At 45.0% G+C, this 21,082-nt stretch carries 17 protein-coding genes and 2 tRNA genes; 10 read left to right on the top strand and 9 right to left on the bottom strand.

All coding sequences use genetic code 11. The features are described from left to right. Positions 1–4: 4 nt before the first annotated feature. From porW to EHV08_RS09855, 5 genes are all read right to left on the bottom strand, one after another. Positions 5–3,370, bottom strand: a complete 3,366-nt coding sequence (gene porW, locus EHV08_RS09835; protein ID WP_126679112.1) for a type IX secretion system periplasmic lipoprotein PorW/SprE — start codon at positions 3,368–3,370, stop codon at positions 5–7. Positions 3,371–3,382: 12 nt separating this feature from the next. Then, the gene (locus tag EHV08_RS09840) at positions 3,383–3,775 is read right to left on the bottom strand and encodes a hypothetical protein (protein ID WP_126679113.1); all 393 of its coding nucleotides are present in this window, start codon (positions 3,773–3,775) and stop codon (positions 3,383–3,385) included. Positions 3,776–3,820: 45 nt separating this feature from the next. After that, entirely contained in the window at positions 3,821–5,071 is a 1,251-nt protein-coding gene (locus EHV08_RS09845; RefSeq protein ID WP_126679114.1) for a 3-phosphoshikimate 1-carboxyvinyltransferase, read from the bottom strand. A 256-nt stretch (positions 5,072–5,327) separates the two neighbouring features. Beyond that, a complete protein-coding gene (locus EHV08_RS09850) occupies positions 5,328–6,491 on the bottom strand; it encodes a hypothetical protein (protein ID WP_126679115.1) in 1,164 nt (387 codons plus the stop codon). A 9-nt stretch (positions 6,492–6,500) separates the two neighbouring features. Then, positions 6,501–6,971 carry a T9SS type A sorting domain-containing protein gene (locus tag EHV08_RS09855; RefSeq protein ID WP_126679116.1) on the bottom strand — a complete coding sequence of 157 codons (471 nt, stop codon included), beginning with the start codon at positions 6,969–6,971 and terminating at the stop codon, positions 6,501–6,503. Positions 6,972–7,417: 446 nt separating this feature from the next. On the opposite strand from EHV08_RS09855, the gene EHV08_RS09860 reads away from it, so the two are divergent. Then, the gene (locus EHV08_RS09860) at positions 7,418–8,278 is read left to right on the top strand and encodes a hypothetical protein (protein WP_126679117.1); all 861 of its coding nucleotides are present in this window, start codon (positions 7,418–7,420) and stop codon (positions 8,276–8,278) included. A 168-nt stretch (positions 8,279–8,446) separates the two neighbouring features. On the opposite strand, the gene EHV08_RS09865 is transcribed toward EHV08_RS09860, so the two are convergent. Further along, positions 8,447–9,298 (bottom strand): DUF4846 domain-containing protein, encoded by an 852-nt coding sequence (locus EHV08_RS09865; protein ID WP_126679118.1) that lies wholly within the window; start codon positions 9,296–9,298, stop codon positions 8,447–8,449. Between the two features lie 172 nt (positions 9,299–9,470). Between EHV08_RS09865 and EHV08_RS09870 the strand changes: the two genes are divergently transcribed. Beyond that, positions 9,471–9,543, top strand: a tRNA-Pro gene (locus EHV08_RS09870). A 163-nt stretch (positions 9,544–9,706) separates the two neighbouring features. On the opposite strand, the gene EHV08_RS09875 is transcribed toward EHV08_RS09870, so the two are convergent. The 3 genes from EHV08_RS09875 to EHV08_RS09885 form a co-directional block, all read right to left on the bottom strand. Continuing rightward, positions 9,707–9,779, bottom strand: a tRNA-Lys gene (locus EHV08_RS09875). A gap of 64 nt (positions 9,780–9,843) precedes the next feature. Then, entirely contained in the window at positions 9,844–10,977 is a 1,134-nt protein-coding gene (locus EHV08_RS09880; RefSeq protein WP_126679119.1) for an AI-2E family transporter, read from the bottom strand. 15 nt (positions 10,978–10,992) lie between these two features. Continuing rightward, complete coding sequence (locus EHV08_RS09885) at positions 10,993–11,592, bottom strand: thymidine kinase (protein WP_126679120.1); 600 nt, start codon at positions 11,590–11,592, stop codon at positions 10,993–10,995. Positions 11,593–11,780: 188 nt separating this feature from the next. Between EHV08_RS09885 and EHV08_RS09890 the strand changes: the two genes are divergently transcribed. From EHV08_RS09890 to EHV08_RS09925, 8 genes are all read left to right on the top strand, one after another. After that, positions 11,781–13,694, top strand: a complete 1,914-nt coding sequence (locus EHV08_RS09890; protein WP_126679121.1) for an LptF/LptG family permease — start codon at positions 11,781–11,783, stop codon at positions 13,692–13,694. Positions 13,695–13,756: 62 nt separating this feature from the next. Further along, positions 13,757–14,965 carry a bifunctional 3,4-dihydroxy-2-butanone-4-phosphate synthase/GTP cyclohydrolase II gene (locus EHV08_RS09895; RefSeq protein WP_126679122.1) on the top strand — a complete coding sequence of 403 codons (1,209 nt, stop codon included), beginning with the start codon at positions 13,757–13,759 and terminating at the stop codon, positions 14,963–14,965. Positions 14,966–15,477: 512 nt separating this feature from the next. Continuing rightward, positions 15,478–16,308, top strand: a complete 831-nt coding sequence (locus tag EHV08_RS09900) for a MotA/TolQ/ExbB proton channel family protein (protein WP_126679123.1) — start codon at positions 15,478–15,480, stop codon at positions 16,306–16,308. A 30-nt stretch (positions 16,309–16,338) separates the two neighbouring features. After that, positions 16,339–17,013, top strand: a complete 675-nt coding sequence (locus tag EHV08_RS09905) for an ExbD/TolR family protein (RefSeq protein WP_126679124.1) — start codon at positions 16,339–16,341, stop codon at positions 17,011–17,013. Between the two features lies 1 nt (position 17,014). Next, positions 17,015–17,662: an ExbD/TolR family protein gene (locus tag EHV08_RS09910; protein WP_126679125.1), complete on the top strand. Its 648-nt coding sequence runs from the start codon at positions 17,015–17,017 to the stop codon at positions 17,660–17,662. A gap of 28 nt (positions 17,663–17,690) precedes the next feature. Then, the gene (locus tag EHV08_RS09915) at positions 17,691–18,536 is read left to right on the top strand and encodes an energy transducer TonB (RefSeq protein ID WP_126679126.1); all 846 of its coding nucleotides are present in this window, start codon (positions 17,691–17,693) and stop codon (positions 18,534–18,536) included. Positions 18,537–18,543: 7 nt separating this feature from the next. Next, entirely contained in the window at positions 18,544–19,506 is a 963-nt protein-coding gene (locus EHV08_RS09920) for a PstS family phosphate ABC transporter substrate-binding protein (protein WP_126679127.1), read from the top strand. Between the two features lie 108 nt (positions 19,507–19,614). Beyond that, positions 19,615–21,066: a tetratricopeptide repeat protein gene (locus tag EHV08_RS09925; RefSeq protein WP_126679128.1), complete on the top strand. Its 1,452-nt coding sequence runs from the start codon at positions 19,615–19,617 to the stop codon at positions 21,064–21,066. Positions 21,067–21,082: the final 16 nt, after the last annotated feature.

Genomic DNA, 21,082 nt, shown 5'->3' on the forward strand with positions numbered 1-21,082 from the left:
TTGTTTAGAAACCATCGAGGTCGTAGTATTCGTCCTCAATGTCGATAACTTTTTTGTTGTTATTGTTATTATTATTGTTCTTTGGATTGTTGTTCTCAATCACTTCTTCGTCATAGAAGTATATGCCCTCGTCATCCGGATCCTCTGTTTCGGGTTGTTCCGGTTCTGTGGGTTCGGGCTTTTGCGGCTCATTCGGTTTTGTTACTGTTGTGGGAGTCGGTTTCTTCGGTTCCTCTACAATCACTTCCGATTCTGTAACGGTCGGTGTTGCGGGTTCTTCATCAAGCACCTCCGTTTCCGTAACGGTAGGTTCTGAAGGTTCTTCTTTCACCGTTTCAGTTTCCGTAACGGTGGGAGTTGCGGGTTCTTCGACATTCTTTTCCGGCTCTTCGACATTCTTTTCCGGTTCTGCAGGCACGATTGTTTCCGGCAGAGTTTCCTGCTCTTCGGGTATTGTTGTCTTTTCTTCCGGCACAACCACGGTGTTCTCCGGTGCGGCATCTATTACCACTCCGTTGTCTTCAGTGTTGCCATATACGTTATCATCGTTTTCCGGCTGTGTGCTTTGTTTTTCCGGTTGTTCATATTCTATCTCGGCAGGCTCGGTAAGCAGTTGCAGAGTAGAAGGTTTAAGCGGTGCGAAATGCTTGTCGTAGAAATTGTCGTAGTCCTTATGACTGAAGTGAGTTCCGAGCAATGGCAGGTTTGCTTCGCTGATTATTATGCCTCGTGCTTTCTTCGTCAGTCTCATGATGTGTTCCTGTTTGTAGAGAATACGGGCATATTGCAGCACCTCGTCGTAATTGCGGAAACCTGATATCTGCATACGGTGGAGACCGTCGAAGTCGTCTATGTTGATGTCGAAGTTACGCACCAAGAAGTTGGTGAAGTTGTAACGCGCCATTTCGAATATTAGTTTGTTCTCTTGGACAGAATCCGGATGATATACGAACATGAAGATATGTGGTGACAGTCGGTCGGCAACGAACTTGCGTGCCTGTATCGAGTCGCTGTCGTTCAGCACTATGTTTCGGCGTTCCCATACGTCTCCGATGTCGAATTTTCCGCCACGCAGTTTCTTGCCGGCGTTCACTCCGTTGATTATCATGCCTGCTATTTCGCTTATACGGCTGCTCGGATAATTCTTCACCACATCATTCATGTCGGCCAGACAGCCATCGGCATCACCGTCGTTGAGTTTACTCAGACCGCTGATGAAGACGAACTTATCGCGATTAGCACCCATCGGGAAGCGCGACTTGGAAGTCTCTGCGTTATTTTTCACTTCTCTGATGCGGTTTGCTTTGAATGCTTCGTAGGTGGCAGCGTATAGCGAGTCTTCAATCATTGTTCCGAAACGAGCGTTCTCAATGAAGTGAGGGTCGGAAAGAATGGCAGTCCATTGGCTCTTGGGATGATTCGACTTGAGTTTGTCGAGATACGACTCTGCCACTCCGTCCATGCCCATGCGCCGGTAGAGCAGATACAAATGATATAGAGCATCGTCCATGTGCTCGTATTCAGGATAATGATTTTCGAGTCTTACGAGATGCTTCTCGCTCTGTTTCAGGAAGTCGAGTTTGTCCTTGAAAATCACTCCGGCGTGATACAGTCCGTCCTCTATTATGAGGTTGCTTGCCTGAATCTGCTCGTCTGTGAACGGTATCTGCGCGAGGTAATACTCACGTTTGTGAGGGTCGTTCTGTGCACTGTCCAATCTGTTGTCTATCGAGTCTTGCAATGCTTCGGCAGCCATTATCGAATCGCGTTGCTCGGCCGATAACTGCGAATAGTCTTGTTGCGCCACAACGGTGCGGTTAACGCGTTGCCAGTTGTCAACGTTCTCACGCCGTCCCCATATTTTCTGGAACGCCGCTTTACCCTGATTCACCGCCATTTGGTTGTAGAAATACCACAATCCTTTCTGTGTTTGCTGTTGCGTCTGCGTTCTTAGGTCGTTGCCTCCCATGCTTCCTTGGTTCTCGGCCTGCTGTTGCTGCGCCTCCTGTTCTGCCTGTGCGAGTCGTTCTTCCTTCTCTTTCTTCTTCAAAGCGTCTATCACACGGTCGATTGCAGCATTGCGATCGGCCTCCGGCATCTTTGCCAATGCCTGCAAAGAGTCTTGAAGATACACTGCATCGGTGAACGGAACGAGTTCGTCGAGCACCTTCGAGCGGTATGACAGAGCCTCATAGTCCTTGCGGTCTTTGTCGAGCAGACCTATCGCTTCGCCGTAACAGCGTCTCGCGTCACTGAATTTCTCACGTGCCCAGTATAGGTCTCCGAGTTTCAGCAGCAGCACACCTTTCTCAACTCCGGCACGTGTAGTTTTCTTGTTTCCCTGCTCGTATGCCTCGATGGCCTTTGTGGTGTCGCGTTGGTGCAGGTAGATATTGCCCATTGCGTAATACACTTGGTCGAGATATTCTTTGTTGTTGTCAGATGCGGCCATGCGTTTCAGTCGGCCTATCATCTGCTTTGATTTTCCGGCTGCCATCACCTCCGTCATCGCTATGCGTGCGTTGAACTCAAGTTCGTAAGGCGGATTAAGTTTTATTACGTGCTTGAAAGCATTGTATGCGAGGTCGTTATGACCGAGTTCGGCCTGCAACTGTCCCATGAGATACCACTCTCTGGCTTTCTGTTTGCGACGCATCTCATGGCGTATCACCTTGCGCAGGTATGGTATAGCCTCCTCGATACGATTGGTGTGAATGTAATAGTCGGCAAAGGTGTAGTCCCACTCCTTCACCGCACGCCAATCCATCGAGTCGCGTCGCATCTTTGCAATAACGTCCTCGGCATCATACATGAAGTTCTGTTCTATGTAACACTTTGCCAGCCAAGCACGTGCCTTGCCCGCAATGGCAGGCTGCGTGGCATACAGACGACTCATGTAAGAGAATGTTGAGGCAGCCTCGTCGAAGTCGCCTTTGTAGAATTGCGAGCGTCCCATCAGCATCCACGCCTTCCACAGGAATGGGTTATACTCGCGTCGGCTCAGCCATTCTCTGTCGCGTTCGGTTTTTTTGCGCTTTTTGTTCCACTCCGGTCTGCGCTTTATGCTATGCTGTTTTATTGCTTTCTGTGCCTTTTCTATGGCACGTTCGTAGTTTCCTTTGCCCAAGTCACGACTCGCTTTGTTGCCTACCGTGTATAAAGGAATACGCTCGGTGAAGTTGTCTTTGTTGCCGTTCTCCTTCTCCAGCGAAGCATCTATATACGCCATAGACCCGTTATAATAAGTATTATAGCGGGCATTGAACGAGTGCCACCATCTGCTAGATGACGTGTTCTTCTGCGTTGAACAGGCTGCGAGCAGCAATATTGCCACGATGGCTACGGCGAAGTATGACTCCTTGAACTTCATAATAGTTATTCTTTATCCCTCGCCGACAATCAGCAGTACCTCGTCTTTCACTTGGTCGGGCAGGCTTATGTCGCGAAGCGTGAGGCTCCGACACCAGTCTTTCACCTCCGAGGGTCGCATCGTGTAGAGCACTTCGCGGAACTGCTCGGCCTCATCGTCCTCGTAACGGTCTGACGGTCGGCGTTGAAAAGCGTCGAGTTCCTCATCATCGAAGTATTCCACAGGTTTTGTGGCAGCATCCATCATGCACTCCTGTTCGCACCGGGTGTCTTCACCGCTGCACGTGGTGCAAGATGGCGAACCACTATTAATAACGTCGGAATCACCGTCTTTATTGTGTGAGAGCAGTCCGAGAATTGCTGCGAATACGCCCAAGGCGATAATTCCTATAGCGAGATATAGCATTTTGTTCTTCTTAATCCTTGTTGTAGGAAAGCCGCAGTGGGCTTTCTATTCTTCCTCTTCAATCTTAAAACCGGCTTGTTGCAGGTCTTTCCAGAAGTTGGGATAACTCTTTGTAACCACCTCCGGGTTGTTTATTCGCAGTCCGGGAAACTTCACGGCAGCCGGAGCGAATGCCATTGCCATGCGATGGTCTTCGTATGTGTCGATTGGTTCCATCGTTGCTTCGCATTGTTCGCCGTCCCAAAGCAGTTCGGAGTTGTTCTCCTCTCTTATTACAAATCCCAATTTTCTCATCTCCCGTTTCAGAACTTCGATGCGATCACTCTCCTTGATGCGTAGTGTTGCCAGTCCGGTGAAGTGGAACGGAATGTCCATTGCCGCACATGTAACCACGAGTGTCTGCGTGAGGTCGGGCTGTCCGGAGAAATCGAAGTCGAGTTTCGGCAGCATGGAGCGCATGGCTTTCAGTGTTACCGTTGTAGGTTTGGTCTTTATACCATCCTCAAACGATGTCTTCACGCCGAGCATCGAGAAAAGATACCTCACTCCGGAGTCGCCCTGTCGCGACGAGTCGATGAGTCCGGGTAAGCGTATGCTGCTCTCGCGGTCGCCCATGAGTGCCAATGTCTCGTACCAATAAGACGCTCCGCTCCAATCGTTCTCGATGATAAACTCACGCTCTCGGTATCCTGTCGGTTCGGTTACGATAGTGTCAACATCTGTCCATTCCACACGTGCGCCATAGTCGTGCATCGTGTGGATTGTAAGGTCGATGTAGGGGCGCGATATTATGTTGCCCGTGAGATGCAGTTCGAGACCGCCGTTCAGCATCGGTGCAATCATCAGCAGTGCCGATACGTACTGCGAACTGACATCGCCCGGAATCTCTATACTGCCTCCGTCGAGTGCCTTTCCACGTATCTTCAGCGGCGGAAATCCTTCTTCTCCGATATATTCTATGTCGGCTCCGAGGTATCTCAGTGCGTCCACGAGCACCTTTATCGGGCGATGTTTCATCCGTTCGGTGCCGGTTATTACATGCTCTCCGGGTGTTACGGCGAGATAAGCGGTCATAAACCGCATTGCCGTTCCGGCCGCTTTGATGTCTATCTCGTATGGATTGTCGTGCAATGCTCTCACAATCACCTCTGTATCGTCGCAGTTGCTGATGTTTCGGGGCATTGTCTTTACGCCTGCGAGGGCACTGATTATCAGGGCACGGTTGCTGATACTCTTGCTTGCGGGCAGTTTTATGGTAGTGTCGATACGGCTCGGAGCCGTAATCCTGTATCTCATTTCTGTTGCTTTTCTTTGTTTGTTTCTCAATAACTTTTGTCTTGCAAAAATACTAAATTTATTTTTAATGCACTTATCTTTTACTATTATTAACGTGAGTTCGGAATAAGGATTTGTGCTTTTTGACCAACTCGCATAATCTTCTTACTCGTTCGGAAAGCGTCGAGCCACAAAAAACACCGACAGGCTTGATAGTGCAAGTCTGCCGGTGTGATATTAAGTATAAAATCTATTGAAAAGATTTTGATGGTTGTGATTATTCAGTGGTGAAGTTGATTTTGTGAAGTTGAGTTGTTGGACCACCATTATATCCGCAAACAAGCAGTACATATTCTGTGCCTGATTGCTGGCAATTGACACGTACAGTCTGCGAACCATTGTATATCAGTCCGTTCACACCCTGCATATCACTAATCAGTTTGCGCATGAAAGCATCGTCGTCGCCATTATAATAAGCATCGAAATACTTCTTGCGCTGCGCGTCAATGAAGAATGGGTCGTTATTGGTTGTGGTAATCTTTACGTCTGCACCGTCCGAATAGATTTTCTCTATCTTGATGGTCAACTGGTTGTCAGATGGAACAGGAGCAGGTGTCCTGAAATCCTTGAGGTATAAGTCGGTGAGCAGTTCGCCGTCATCGTTGATGCCATAGCAATAAACTTTATATTCGGTATCCCAAATTGGTGACATGATTTCGTCTTTGAGTGTGAATTGCTGAACGCCGTCTCTTCTCTGACCTTTCATGACTTCCTGCCATGTCATGCCATACATGCCGGCTATCCATGCCCACCATGCTTGGTCGGCTGCAGGCGTACTGCCGTAGTTCTCTATGCCTTTGTCGTATGCACTTGCTGTTACTGCGCAATAATAGAAAGGCATGGTAAGGTCTTTCGGTGTGATGGAAATGTTGGCGTTATCGCCGGTAATGTCGGTAATGCTGATAACGAAGTCGTCACCCGCAGAAGCCGCTGTGGTCGCGCTGGCGTGCTCGATTCCGCATGTAATGCCGTACTCGTCGATGGCCAGTGTGTAGAAATCATACTCGGTTCCATATACCAGTCCTGTTATGGTGAATACGCCTTCCGTTGTACGCTCAAGTTGGTGATTCTTAATGATGCTGTCGCGCAGGTTCTCACCGCCGATGTTGGCCGATGCCTTACCGTAATAAACGTAGAATTTGGGACACTCATCGGGCTTGTTGAACTTGATGGAAACTGATTGTGCGAACTTTTCTTTTACCTCCATAGGCACACTGTAGTTTTCAACGTGTTTGAAACTAATGCTGTCAATTGCGTCAACTGCATAAACTACATTTTTTCCACTCTTTTGGTGAACAATCATTCTGTTTCCATTTCTTTCTTGTGCGAAACCAAATGATGCTACTGCTGTCAGTACTAAAAGTATAATATATTTTCTCATAGTTTTGGGTTATTTGTTGAATTTGGTAGATTGGTTATTGATTCTTAGGATATACACACCTTTTGGCAGGTCGGCAATGTTGATGCGTTCGCCTTGCCAGTTGGGCAAAATTTTAACTTGCATACCGGAATAATTGTAGATGTTGACATTGCCGCTTGAAATGCCATTGACAGTGATGATGCTGCCTGAAGGGTCTATGCTGATGCCCATGCGAGTTTCATCATCGATAATGTTTTCAAAGCCGGTTGTTGATAGAGTGAAATAGATTTTGTCAACATTAGCATAGTTGTAGTTGACATCTGCCTGTCCATTCCGGCAGATTGAGAATCCATCTGCGCCGAAGCGGATGATTCTCACGCTGGAAATGGGGTAGGGCGTATGAGTGCCCGCCGACTGAACGACCAAGTTGTCGTCAGCGATGGCAGCCGATGCAGATAATAGTACGGCGGCCATTGTGAATAATCTAAATTTCTTTTTCATACTTGTTCGATTGGTTTTTTGTTAATTGGACTAATGACTTACAGACGTGGCAGAAGCGGAACTCTTTCCTCGTAGGTCATAATGATATTGCTTTTAATTACGTGCTTCAAATATACGAATATTTTTTTTAATATCATAACACTTAACGTTTTTTTTGTAGAGCAGGCCTGAAAAGTTCTTTTCTGATAATCAAAGGTAATGATTTTTTATTACTTTTCATGATGTTTTATCTGTTGCCAGTATGACTTGAATTATAACATGCTAAAAATTAATATATTATGTAAACTTCTGCTTGTGATAGATGTCGGTGTTAAAAAATAGTTTTTTATGTTAAATTTTGGTTGTAAAATAACATTTGGTTACAAAAAAAGATGTTGTTTAAATATTTTTTTATATATTTGCGATGAATTAGATGACTGATGTTTATTTCTTAATAGGTATATGTGATGAAAAGACAAAAACTGACTATGGGCGCATTGAAACGTCTGCTCGCATTGTATAACGGAGAGGAGTTGACACAAAGCGAGACGCAGACCCGATTGTTTGACAGGATGAAACGTGATGGAGTGTTGATACCGGCAACGCAACATGGTGCGCGAACTACATTCAAGGCTTCAAGCATGGAACTGCTGAAAGATTTTCTTTCGGAGAAACTCAGCATACAAGACTTGCAAAGTTTTCACGATTTCAGGTTCGCAGAAGTTGATGATATGCCGAAGACAGAAGTGGCAGAGCAGGTGCAGGAGTTGAGATATGCAAAGCCAAGTCCTATGGAAGGATTTTATGTTACTTCCGTAGAGCCGATTGAGGCTCAGGTGGGCGGGGTGCATTTTTTCATCAATCCTCCACGCGGAACATATATGTATATATATGAGTATAAGATATTCAGCGTACCACGCGACATTCTTATTGTCGGTGTGGAGAGTGCAGAGACATTCCATCGCATACGCCGTTTCCAGAATCTCTTTCCACAAAGGAAAATCCTGTTTGTACACAGACATCCGCAAGGAAGTGAACTGGGGCGTTGGTTGAAAATGCTGGGCAATCAATATATACATTTTGCCGACTACGACCTGATTTCAATATATAATTTCCAGAACGACATTTTCTCTCGTATCGGCGAACGTGCATCATTTCTTGTGCCGCCCAACGTGAAGGAACTTATAGAACGAGGAAGCAGGAAACAATATGATGCGCAGCAGGCTGTTTACTGCCACATGCCGATAGTGGATATGCGACTGAAGCCTCTCGTGGAACTCATTAACACACAGCATAGATGTTATTTTCCGTCGGCAGACTTTGACTGACGACACTATGCGCAGCAGTTTACGGTCTGTCAGATTCCGTTTCGTTATATGTACCATTACAAAATGGGCGAAATTGAAAAGCAATTTCGCCCATTTTGCTTTTCAATTTCGCCCAAATTACTTTTCAATTTCGCCCAAATTGCTTTTTATAATGCGTTCTTGCGGGGATTATTCGTTGGCAAAACGTCTGTGGTAATTGCCCTTGAATACCCAACTGGGTGACTCGAAATATTTCTCGCTTGGATTGATATGGAACCATTTGTTGAAAATCTCTATTTCCTGAGCCGGCATGAAACTCTGTGCAAGGAGATATACGGCATCGGTCGGGTCTGTTGTGCTTACTGCCTTGTCAACTACTATTACGGTATGGCCGGGCGAACCGCCGTTGATGAGTACATCGCCGATTTCTATCTTGTTGTCTGTTACGAGCGTGAGTTCTTTTTCCAACGACAGCGTGCCTGCATAGTTAAAGACGATGTCAAGGTACTTTCTGAATGTTGGGTACCCGTAGTCTTTCCCTTTCTTGTGTGCCCATGAACAGTGCCATGTCTTTGTGTTCACCACGATACGGTCGCCATTTGCCCATCTGCTATAGTCGGCTCGGAAGCCGTTAGTGAAGTTGAAGTGTATTTCGTTGTAACGCTTCTGTTGCCAAAGATACAGTGCACGGAGGAATATTACGGCATCAGCGCATTGGTTTGTGCTCTGATAACCGAAATCGAGGTCGGCCACTCCACCATCGTAATGCTCGCTTTTTATTGTGCCATTGTAGTAGCGCAGATCGGTTCCGCGTGGTTTCAGTGGCATTGTTCGCAGATATTCGGCGAAACTGCCGGTATTTGTCTCCACGCGTTTATAGCCTTTCGGAACGTCGAATCGGGTGTATGGCGTAGAGTCGGCGGTTGTCGTTATTTCTTCTTTCGCGATATTCCCATTTTCCGTTACTCCGGCTTGTCCTTTGGCACACGAGAGACAGCAGCATGACGATAGTATTATTACGAATGATATAAAATGCTTCATTGTGGTTTATGTTACAGATATTGATATTCCTTTCCCTGTGTCGCAAAGATAATATTTATTTCCAATTTGCATGCAGAAAAACAAAAATATCTTCAAATATTTGTTTTTCTCATCAAAAGTCCATACCTTTGCACGTGAATTAGGCCACCTCCGTGGCGGTTCAATATCTGTTCGGGATTTAGCGCAGTTGGTAGCGCACACGTCTGGGGGGCGCGAGGTCGCTGGTTCGAGTCCAGTAATCCCGACAAAAGAAGAAGTCAGATAACTGTAAATCGGTTGTCTGACTTCTTCCTTTTTGTGTATTGTTGTTATAGAATTGAAAGTTTAGAATATACAAGTACAATGATTTTCGGAGGAGCATAGTCTTAGTGAAAACAAAAAACGAGAGGTGTTTCCTCTCGTTCTTTGTGATCCGTTTGGGGCTCGAACCCAAGACCCCAACATTAAAAGTGTTGTGCTCTACCAACTGAGCTAACGGATCTCCATATATGCTATTCTTGTGAAAAGCGGTTGCAAAGGTACATTGTTTTTTTAAAATAGCAAAATTATTTGGAATCTTTTTGCGTTTTTTCGTCTGCAATTGCTTTCTCGGTGACTTTTTCCTCTATTATTTCTTCGTCTTTCGTAACATAACGTTTATAATATGCCATGATAATTGTTGTTAGTGGCAAGGCAATGATAAGGCCAATAAATCCGAGCAATGCACCCCAGATAGACAGTGAAAGGAGCAATATGGCGGGATTCAGTTTCATTGCCTTTCCCATGATGCGTGGTGTCACGATGAGGTCGATGATTATCTGCACAATGGCAAAAACTGCGACGGCAGATGCAAGAATGACCCAGAAATTTTGTCCGGTGTCAACTGCCTTCAGCAGAGCAAGGAACACTGTGGGAATGAGTGCGAAGGTGTGAAGATATGGCACGAGGTCCATTATTCCGATAAGTATTCCGAGACCTATCGCCATAGGAAAGTCAATGATGGTGAATCCGATACAGAACAATATGCCCATTACAAGTGCCACGAGTCCCTGTCCGCGGATATAGTTGTTCATTTCTCGTTTCACATCGCTTGCCAATCCCGACCAGAAAGGCCGGCTATTCTTTGGGAAAATACGAATCCAGTTGCGTGTTAAGTACTCGTAATCAAGCAGGATAAAGAACATATACAACAATGTTATGAGTGATGCTACGATGCTGATAATGATGTCGGCAGTCTGTCCGAGCATATTGAAAACCTTTGGCATAACGCCCTTTATGGCATCAGTCACATCTTTCTGTCTCAGGAAGCCCTCTATCTGTTTGTAATTATCTCGCACCCAATGTTGTATTGCCTGCGAGATGTTGTTGGCTTCGGTGTTGTTCTGTATGTATTGTGTTATCAGTGTGCCCAGTTTTTCAAACTGATGCATCATCGGCGGGAAGATGAGATAGAAGACCCCGAACAGCACAGCAAGGACGAATATCAGTGTCACCACGATGCTTAGTGGGCGCGTAGGCACATGGAGTTTGTATTGGGTGAAATGCACAAGGGGATAGAGCAGGTATGCAAGCATCCATGCCACGAAGAAAGGCAGCAACACGCTGCTGAGGTAGTTGATGGTGAGTATTACGGCAATTATTATCGATGCCGTTATGATCCATCGTACCAGTTTGTCGAATGTAATCTTTTGTTCTAACACTTTATTGTCTTATTTTTAAGTATTTCGGGTTTGTGTCTTTTCTTCTTTCGACACATTCTTGTAACATTCTCTGCACAGTGGTTCGTATTCATGTGTCTCACCGAGCAGCACCCGCTTGTCGCTTTCTACGAGACGGTGACTGACGTAAGCCTGTGAACCACACTTCACGCAGATTGCATGTACCTTTTGCACGTCATCTGCAATGGAACACAATGCGGGAATCGGGCCGAAGGGGGTACCTTTGAAGTCCATGTCGAGACCCGCCACAATGACTCTTATGCCGCGGTTGGCAAGTTCGTTGCAAACGTCTATGAGACCATCGTCAAAAAACTGTGCCTCGTCAATGCCTATCACCTCGTTCTCGCCTGCCAACAGGAGTATCGATGCAGAGGAGTCGATGGGCGTGCTCGGGATTGAGTTCTGGTCGTGACTGACAACATCGGCATCTGAATATCGCGTGTCGATTGCCGGCTTGAAAATCTCTACTTGTTGTCTTGCAAACTTCGCTCGCTTGAGCCTGCGTATCAGTTCTTCTGTCTTTCCTGAGAACATTGAGCCGCACACCACTTCTATTCGGCCGTGACGACGATATTCGCCGGTTATGTTATCTGTCATGCTTGTTGTCATTTAATTTTCTGCAAAAATACAAATCGAAATCCAAAGAAACAAGTTTTTCATGCTTTTTTAGACATAAAGACAGATTCTTTTTCTATTAATAATGAGTCTTTCTGTCAAATACTATATGTCTTTTTGTCTGAAATAATTTTGTCTTACGCTCATTTTACACTACCTTTGCAGGCAAAATGATAGGAATTAAGAAACTTGATGTTTTCATAATCCGGCAATTTCTTATGCTTTTTGTCGGTACATTCTTCATAAGTCAGTTTGTGCTTATGATGCAATTCCTATGGCAATATATAGACAAGTTGATTGGTAAGGGGCTCACGATAGACGTGTTGGCGCAATTCTTTTGGTATATGGGGATTATGCTTGTGCCTCAGGCGTTACCGTTGGCGATACTCCTGTCGTCTCTTATCACTTTCGGAAACCTTGGAGAAAGTTCTGAACTAACGGCGATAAAGGCAGCCGGTATATCACTGTTGCAGTCTATGCGCTCGCTCATGGTAATCGTTACTCTTATCGCACTGCTCTCATTCTTTTTTCAGAATGTTGTGGCACCGAGTGCCAATATGTCATTCGCGCAACTACTGCTGTCAATGAAACAGAAGAGTCCGGAATTGGAAATACCCGAAGGAGTGTTCTATGATGGCATACCGGGCAGCAATCTCTATGTACAGAAAAAAGATACCGAGACAGGAAAACTGTATGGGATAATGATCTATCGAATGACCGACAGTTTCGAAGATGCAGCCATAATACTCGCCGACTCGGGGATGTTGCAGGCAACGGCAGATAAAAAACACCTGTTGCTGAACCTATGGACCGGCGAGTGGTTTGAAAACATGAGGAACTCGGAACTGTCTGATAACGCTTCGGTACCATATCGTAGAGAGACTTTCACGAGGAAAAGAATAGTATTTGACTTCGACTCTGACTTCAACCTTGCTGATGCCAGTGCACTGTCTAACAATGCAAGGGGTAAGAGTTTGAACCGCATAAAGCGCGACCTCGATTCGCTTAATCAGACATACGACAGCATCGGAAGAGCATATTACAACACCTTGGCGATGGTAATTGGAAACACCGAGAATGCTTTTGAAGAAAAAACAATTGACAGAAAGAGAGCCGAAGATATGGCCGGAACGAAATCGTTCAACATTGACTCGGTATTCTCGAAAATGACTGCTGATGAAAAACTTGGTGCCGTAAACAATGCTATGATGAGGGTGCAGACAGAAATATCGGAAGTGGACTTCCGTGCTATGGTGACATCTGATGGCGACCGCTTGATAAGACAACACCAGATTGAGGCCATAAACAAATTCACCCAAGCCCTTTCGTGCCTGATATTCTTCTTTATCGGTGCTCCTCTCGGTGCCATTATCCGCAAGGGTGGGCTTGGTGTTCCGGTGATAATATCTGTGATTGTGTTCATCGTGTACTATATTTTCGACAACACCGGCTACCGAATGGCACGTGGCGGTATGTGGGCGGTATGGTTCGGCAAGGGTATTGCCACCGCCGTGCTCACACCTCTCGCCATATTCTTCACCTACAAAGCGAATAACGATTCGGTGGTGTTCAACATTGATGCTTACCGCGAGTTCTTCATGCGTCTGTTTGGTATGCGTATAAAGCGTAACATCGTGAGAAAAGAGGTGATAATAAACGACCCGAATTATCACGATGACAGCAATTCGTTGGCAGCAATAAGTGAGGAAATAACAACATACGCCCACGAACATCATCTCATGAGGCTGCCGGGGCTGATAAAGGTGTTCTTCAAATATCAGCCTGATAATGCGATAAAGAATATCGGTGAACGCCTTGACGAAGTGATAGAAGACCTCTCGAACACGCGCGACAAGGTGATATTGACAGAATTGAACAACTATCCTATCATGTCACTGACAGCCCACACGCGGCCGTTCGAACGGAAATGGCTCAATATATCTGCGGCCATATTCTTCCCATTGGGCATCATTCTATACATCAGAATGTGTCAATTCCGTTTCCGCTTATACCGAGACCTGCGCGTAATAAAGCGCACTAACGAGAATATAATAAAAAGAATAGGGGATATGTCGCCAAAATAACATTGTCCTAAATTCTATAATATAAATTAAATGATTCCTACCTTATTATAATAATAATGTATATGCAAGATTTTAAACTTAACAGCATAGAAGACGCTGTAAAAGACTTTAGCGAGGGAAAATTTGTCATCGTAGTGGATGACGAAGATCGCGAAAACGAGGGTGACCTCATCTGTGCAGCAGAAAAGATAACCCCGGAGATGGTGAATTTCATGTTGAAAGAAGCGCGTGGAGTGCTCTGTGTGCCGATAACAATATCGAGATGTGAGGAACTCGACCTGCCACGTCAGGTCGCAGACAATACATCCATGCTCGGAACGCCATTCACAGTTACCGTTGATAAACTGGACGGATGCACCACCGGTGTGTCAATACACGATCGATGTGCAACAATAAGAGCACTTGCCGACCCGAACAGCACTCCTCAGACGTTCGGACGACCGGGACACGTGAACCCTCTATATGCACAAGAGAACGGAGTGCTGAAGCGCAGTGGTCACACAGAGGCTGCGATAGACCTGTGTAAAATGGCCGGTCTGTACCCTGCCGGAGCGTTGATGGAGATTATGAACGATGACGGAACAATGGCACGTATGCCACAACTGATTGAGTTCGCGAAAGAACATCAACTGAAAATAATCACCATAAAAGATATGATTGCCTACCGTCTGAAGAAAGATTCGCTCGTGGAGATGGGCGAAACGGTGGATATGCCGACACAATATGGTCATTTTAAGTTTATTCCTTTCAGACAGACAAGCAATGGGTTAGAACATTTCGCACTTGTAAAAGGCGAATGGAACGAAGGAGAACCGGTAATGGTGCGCGTACACTCTTCTTGTGCAACAGGAGATATTCTCGGCAGCATGCGATGCGACTGTGGTGAACAACTTCACAAATCAATGCAGATGATAGATAAAGAAGGCAAAGGCGTGGTGGTATATATGCAGCAAGAAGGTCGAGGTATCGGATTGATGAACAAGATTGCCGCTTACAAACTGCAAGAAGAGGGACTCGACACGGTGGAGGCTAACGTGCATCTCGGATTCAAACCGGACGAGCGTGACTATGGTTGCGGTGCACAGATACTTATGAAACTTGGTGTTCGGAAGATGAAACTGCTGACGAATAACCCGGTAAAACGAGTAGGGTTGGAAGCATACGGACTGCAAATCATAGAGAATGTGTCAATAGAAATGACACCTAATAAATATAACATAAAGTACCTTCGTACAAAGAAAAACCGTATGGGGCACAACCTGCACCTGTGAACCTAAGTCATAACTATAGCCGCTTGGAAAACCTATAATGAAAACTTGGGAATCCAAGCGGCTGTTTTTTTCGCTTTTTCAATGAAAAGGTGAAATAAAAAAACAATTCTTTCGTTTTAAAGAATAAAAAGTGTTACTTTTGCAAGCAGATAGAGCAGAATAATGATATTACGGAATCGCTGCAATCTGTCTAATTCGTCTTGTCAATAAGCCATATTAATCAATGTGGCAAAATATAAGCGAAAAAAGACATAAGAAGAAACATTCACAATATAGAAATGACAATAAAACAACGGAAAAAGAGTTGCAAAATCATCTGTATTGCAAAAAAAGCAGACTGATTTGTTGTTAAAACTTATTAAATGCAGCGATATTTTTCCATTATTTATTATCTTTGCGCAACTATTCTTACAGTATTTGTAGCATACTGGCAGAATCAGACTATGTTCTGGATTAAATAGGAATTTATTAACAACTTAAATTATTTACAACTAAAATTAAACATTTAAATTATGGCAAGTACACAAAAGACCGCAAGCCCTAAGAAATCTCAGGGCTTCACAGGAGTAAGAGGTGCATTCTGGATCATCATCGTTTGCGCTATTATCGCTTTCTCTTTGTTCTACACATGGTTCGCAAATGGAATGCACTTCCAGGATGGCGACTCTGCAAACAGTCCGATTGACGTTTGGGGAACAATCTTTAAGGGCGGTATCATCGTGCCTGTTATCCACTCACTGTTGCTCACTGTAATCGCCATGTCAATCGAGCGTTGGCTCGCTCTGAAGACTGCATTCGGCAAGGGCGCACTGCCTAAGTTCGTTGCTAACATCAAGGCTGCTCTCAATGCAAACGACTTCGCAAAAGCACAGCAACTCTGTGATGCACAGAAGGGTTCTGTTGCAAACGTTGTTGGGGCATCTCTCCGCGCTTACAAGGAGATGGAGGCTACCGCAGGTTTGAAGAAGTCACAGAAGATTGCTAAGATTCAGCAGGCTCACGAGGAAGCAACTCAGCTTGAAATGCCTACTCTGACAATGAACCTTCCGATTATCGCTACTATCGTTACGCTCGGTACTCTTACCGGACTTCTCGGTACTGTTATCGGTATGATTCGCTCATTCTCTGCTCTGTCTGCAGGTGGTGGTGCTGACTCTGCTGCTCTTTCAGAAGGTATTTCTGAGGCTCTTATCAACACCGCATTCGGTATCGGTACTTCATGGTGCGCCGTTGTGTCTTACAACTATTTCACAAACAAGGTGGACAAGTTGACATTTGCACTCGACGAGGTTGGTTACTCTATCGCTCAGACATACGAAGCAAACCATACGGAAGAGGCTTAATTTTTGCTAACCCTTTAAAATTTTATCGCTATGGGTAAAGTAAAAATTAAGAAAAGTGACATCTGGATAGACATGACGCCTATGTCCGATGTTATGACCCTGTTGCTCACCTTCTTCATGCTGACATCTACGTTCGTAAAGAACGAGCCGGTGAAGGTGATTACCCCGGGTTCTATATCGGAGATTAAGGTGCCTGAAAACGGAGTCCTTACAATATTGGTAAGTCCTGAAAAGGACGCAAGTGGCAAGCCTACGGGCGAAGGCCAGGTGTTTATGAGCATCGACAACACTGACCAACTCGGTAATGCTTTGTCAGATATGGCCGGAAGATTTAACGTAACGTTGACTCCAAAGCAGATTGAGACATTCAAAACCGAGGCTATGTTCGGAGTTCCGATGTCGAAAATTAGTGCATATCTGCAGCAACCAAGCGCAAACCGTAACAAGATGATTGTGTCGGAGGGTATTCCTCTCGATTCTATTCAAGGCGGTATGAGCGAATTCCAGCAATGGGTTGATGCTGCGCGTACTGTGAATGACAAAATCAAAATTGCTCTGAAGGCAGACGCTAAGACACCTTATAAGACTATTAGAAAGGTGATGAACGAACTTCAGGACATGGACGAAAGTCATTACTTCATGATTTCTCAACTCGATGCCGGCAAGTCGGTAGAGGCAAATACTTATGTAAGGGGAGGCAACTAATATGGCACAAAAAAAAGAAAGCAAACAGAAGAAGATGAATGTCCGTGTGGACTTCACTCCAATGGTGGATATGCTTATGCTTCTCATCACATTCTTCATGCTCTGTACAACGCTTAGCAAACCGAGTACTATGGAACTCACTATGCCAAGCAACGATGATACAACTCAGGAAGAGCAGAAGAACGAGGCCAAGGCATCTCAGACTGTGACTATATATCTTGCTGCTAACAACAAGATTTACTATGTCGAGTATGACGATGAAGGCAATGCCAAAGAGTTGCAAGAGACCACATGGAGCAACAAGGGTATTCGTGACGTGTTGCGTTACCACGCTATCGGAGATGGTACAAAACCGGCAAACCGCATAATTCTTGCTGTTGAGGAATTGAAGCAGAAACGCAGCCAGAATCCGAAACAGTGGCCTGATAGCATATATCAGAAAGAACTCGCGAAGTTAAAGAGAGGTGATCTCGGAACAGAGAAAATCCCTACACTGACTGTCGTTATCAAGCCTACTGACAACTCTACGTTCAATAATATGATTGACGCTCTTGACGAAATGCAAATTCTTAGTATCGGAACATACGTCATAGATAAACTCAATGACAATGACTTGAAGATACTCAAAGAAAAGAATGTTCAATTGTAACGATAAATCATAATAAAGCAAGAAAGAAATGGCAAAAATAGATCTTTACGATCCGAAATGGGTCGATATGGTGTTCGCCGACAAGAACAAATCCTACGGAGCATACGTACTGCGTAAGGGGACATCCGGCCGTAACATCAAAGCCCTTCTGATACTGATTATCGTTGCTGCATTAGTTGGTGGCGGTCTCGCTTACAAGGTTCACCAGAACAAGGTTGAGGCAGAGAACCAAGCGTATCTTGAGGCTCTTGAACTGCAGAAATTGCAGGATGCAGCCAAGAAAGAGAAGAAGGAAGAAATCAAGGTTCAGCCTAAGGTTGAACAGAAGAAAGAAATTCCTGAGGTTCGCGAATCACAGAAGTTCACTGCTCCTGTCATCAAGAAAGACGACCTCGTGAAAGAGGAAAATCAGGTGAAGGCAATGGATGACCTTGATAAGGAAGTCGCTGTCAGCAACGTTGATCAGGAAGGTACCAAAGACCGTACTATGGAGGCAATCCGTAATGACATTAAGGTTGATCCGGAACCAAAGGAAGAAGTGAAACAAGAAGTCGCAACCAAGGTGTTCGACGTTGTTGAGCAGATGCCTTCGTTCCCCGGCGGACAAGGTGCACTTATGCAATACCTTGCAAGCAACATCAAGTATCCGGTATTGGCCGAGGAAAATGGTGTGCAGGGTCGTGTTATCGTGCAGTTCGTTGTCGGCAAGGACGGTTCAATTTCAAATGTCAAAGTAGTGAAGTCTGTTGACCAATCACTCGACAAAGAAGCTGCCCGCGTGGTAAGCAGCATGCCGAAATGGATTCCGGGTAAACAGAACGGTCAGGCAGTTAATGTTAAATACACTGTGCCTGTAACATTCAAACTTCAGTAATCAGAAAATGAAACAATCCAAATTCTACATTATAGTAGGATTGATCTTACCCTCATTGTTCTTCTTCTCGTGTAGCGGGAAGAAGGACAAGAGCGGAAGAACAGACACACGTTCATCGGGGACAATTCAGTTTGTCGCCGATGAAAGTTTTAGTCCCATCATTGAAGAACTTAGGGAACAGTTCGAGTTCCAGTTCCCCAAAGCCAAACTTCAGGCGCAGTACACCAATGAGACTGAAGGCATGAAGCAGATAACGGATATGAAGACTAATCTGCTATTCACCTCACGCGCACTGAAACCAAACGAGGTTGCATATATAAGAAAGAACAACCGCATCCCCGAAGTATTTCCGATAGGTTATGATGGATTGTCGTTCATCGTGAATCGTACGAATAATGACACCTGCATTACGGTGAAAGATATCAAGAGAATACTAAGAGGAGAAGTAACCGACTGGAGTCAGATATACGAAGGCTCCAAGCGCGGGAAGATAGAGTTGGTGTTCGACAACAAAGAGTCGGCTACAGTGAGATACGTCGTAGATTCGCTGCTCGAAGGCAAGACAATCGAAGGCGAGTATATGTATGCTGCAAAGAACAGCAAAGATGTTGTGGATTATGTTGACAAGACACCAAATGCAATCGGTGTGATAGGGTCTAACTGGCTTAATGACCGCCGCGACTCCACAAACACCACATTCAAGAAGAATATTCATGTAATGTCTATATCGTTGCAAGAAAAGGCAACGCCAATGAACAGTTGGAAACCATATCAGGCATACTTGCTGGACGGACGCTATCCGTTCGTGAGAACAATATACGCCATCGTGGTTGACCCACGCAAGGCACTCCCATGGAGTTTTGCAAACTATATCACAAGTCCGAAGGGACAACTCATTGTCTTTAAATCGGGACTGCTTCCATACCGAGGCGATATTGTGATAAAATCTGTTAGTGTGAAGCGAAATTAATAAGTCCTGTTCCTCACTATAAGTTTCAGGATTAAGAAAATGTAGATAACTGTATTAAGTAAGACCAGAGAGAGTTTACACAAAGTTGTACTTATTAAATTTTAGAATATGAAAGCAATGAAATATCTCGTAAGCGGTGCGCTCGTGCTCAGCATGTCGGTTGCCGCAAATGCTCAGGAAGTTGATTACAACACCATGCTTGAGCCCATTATGAAAGAATTGAAGGCGAACCCGTCAGACAAGAACGTTGCCAAGGATTTGCTAAAAGTTTACAACAAGACCTTCAAGAAAGACCCTGAGGCTCTTACTGCTCTCGGTAATGCTTACCTCACAGTGAAAAACTTTGAAATGGCAAACCATTATGCCGACCTTGCAATATCACGCAACAAGAACTATGGCAACGCATATATACTTAAAGGTGATATTCAGGCTATGCAAGATGATGGTGGTGGCGCAGCAATGTGGTACCGTCAGTCTATAGAACTCGATCCGCAGAATCCGCAGGCTTACATGAGTTACTCTAACGTATATCGTAAAATCGATCCGGAAGAGTCTGAGCGCATGTTGATGGAATTGAAGAAGAACTTGCCCGATTTCCCGATAGAAGCAGAGGCTGCACACTCTTTCTATAACACAGGTAACTACGAAAAGGCTTTTGAATACTTTCTTAAGTCTGACATTTCAAAACTCGAGGAGAGTCATCTTACCGAATATTCCGTTACCGCAACCTCATTGGGCAAACGTGAAAAGGCTCTTGAGGTAGCAAAGGCAGGTGTGTCCAAATATCCGAACAACATCTCTTTCACTCGTTTGGCACTCATCAACACCATCGGACTTGAGAAGTTTGATGAGGCTCTGATTTATGGAGAGAAGTTGATGGCAGCAGAAGGTGAGAACAGCAACTCCGGCGACCTTTGCTACTATGGATTGGCTCTTGCCGGCAACAAACGTTATGAAGATGCTATTGCAAAATACGAGAAAGCACTCTCCGTTGATGCTTCTAACATCATGCCATACAAGTACATAGCAGATGCTTACAACGGTATGGGTCAGGAAGACAAGGCTTTGGAGTACAGTGCAATGTATCTTGATAAGAACCCTAACGCCAAACTCTCTGACTATCGCGACATCGCTGACATCTATGTCAACAAAATCAAAAAAGCCAAGGAGGCTGACAACACTTCCGATATTGATGCAAACTTCAACAAACTTATAGCGGTTTACGACCAAGTGGTAGCAAAGTATCCGCAGGCAAAGGTTTGGTCTATATACCAGAAAGCCAATGCTGCATTCTCCGCAGAACTTGACGATAAGTCTATACCTTATTTCACTGAAGTGATCAACATTCTGGAGAATAAGGCCGACCGTAGCGACAACGAGAACTACTATCTCGGAAGTTCATACAGCCGAGTGGGATATTACTATTGGACAAAGAACGACCTCGAAGTAGCAGGCCCTTATTTTGACAAGTGCATCAAGGTAACTCCTGATGATAACATCGCAAAGGCTTGGTTCCAGAAGAAAGCAGAGGCTGAAGCGGGAGAAACTACAGAAGAATAAATAATATCTATTACCA

Source organism: Prevotella koreensis (assembly GCF_003977605.1).
Taxonomy (GTDB): domain Bacteria; phylum Bacteroidota; class Bacteroidia; order Bacteroidales; family Bacteroidaceae; genus Prevotella; species Prevotella koreensis.

Coding starts and splice junctions, on each gene's coding strand:
- EHV08_RS09865 (WP_126679118.1), bottom strand. CDS start 9,298: ATGAAGCATTTTATATCATTCGTAATAATACTATCGTCATGCTGCTGT.
- EHV08_RS09910 (WP_126679125.1), top strand. CDS start 17,015: ATGGCACAAAAAAAAGAAAGCAAACAGAAGAAGATGAATGTCCGTGTG.
- EHV08_RS09845 (WP_126679114.1), bottom strand. CDS start 5,071: ATGAGATACAGGATTACGGCTCCGAGCCGTATCGACACTACCATAAAA.
- EHV08_RS09885 (WP_126679120.1), bottom strand. CDS start 11,592: ATGACAGATAACATAACCGGCGAATATCGTCGTCACGGCCGAATAGAA.
- EHV08_RS09900 (WP_126679123.1), top strand. CDS start 15,478: ATGGCAAGTACACAAAAGACCGCAAGCCCTAAGAAATCTCAGGGCTTC.
- EHV08_RS09840 (WP_126679113.1), bottom strand. CDS start 3,775: ATGCTATATCTCGCTATAGGAATTATCGCCTTGGGCGTATTCGCAGCA.
- EHV08_RS09890 (WP_126679121.1), top strand. CDS start 11,781: ATGATAGGAATTAAGAAACTTGATGTTTTCATAATCCGGCAATTTCTT.
- EHV08_RS09860 (WP_126679117.1), top strand. CDS start 7,418: ATGAAAAGACAAAAACTGACTATGGGCGCATTGAAACGTCTGCTCGCA.
- EHV08_RS09915 (WP_126679126.1), top strand. CDS start 17,691: ATGGCAAAAATAGATCTTTACGATCCGAAATGGGTCGATATGGTGTTC.
- EHV08_RS09850 (WP_126679115.1), bottom strand. CDS start 6,491: ATGAGAAAATATATTATACTTTTAGTACTGACAGCAGTAGCATCATTT.
- EHV08_RS09895 (WP_126679122.1), top strand. CDS start 13,757: ATGCAAGATTTTAAACTTAACAGCATAGAAGACGCTGTAAAAGACTTT.
- EHV08_RS09925 (WP_126679128.1), top strand. CDS start 19,615: ATGAAAGCAATGAAATATCTCGTAAGCGGTGCGCTCGTGCTCAGCATG.
- porW (WP_126679112.1), bottom strand. CDS start 3,370: ATGAAGTTCAAGGAGTCATACTTCGCCGTAGCCATCGTGGCAATATTG.
- EHV08_RS09855 (WP_126679116.1), bottom strand. CDS start 6,971: ATGAAAAAGAAATTTAGATTATTCACAATGGCCGCCGTACTATTATCT.
- EHV08_RS09920 (WP_126679127.1), top strand. CDS start 18,544: ATGAAACAATCCAAATTCTACATTATAGTAGGATTGATCTTACCCTCA.
- EHV08_RS09905 (WP_126679124.1), top strand. CDS start 16,339: ATGGGTAAAGTAAAAATTAAGAAAAGTGACATCTGGATAGACATGACG.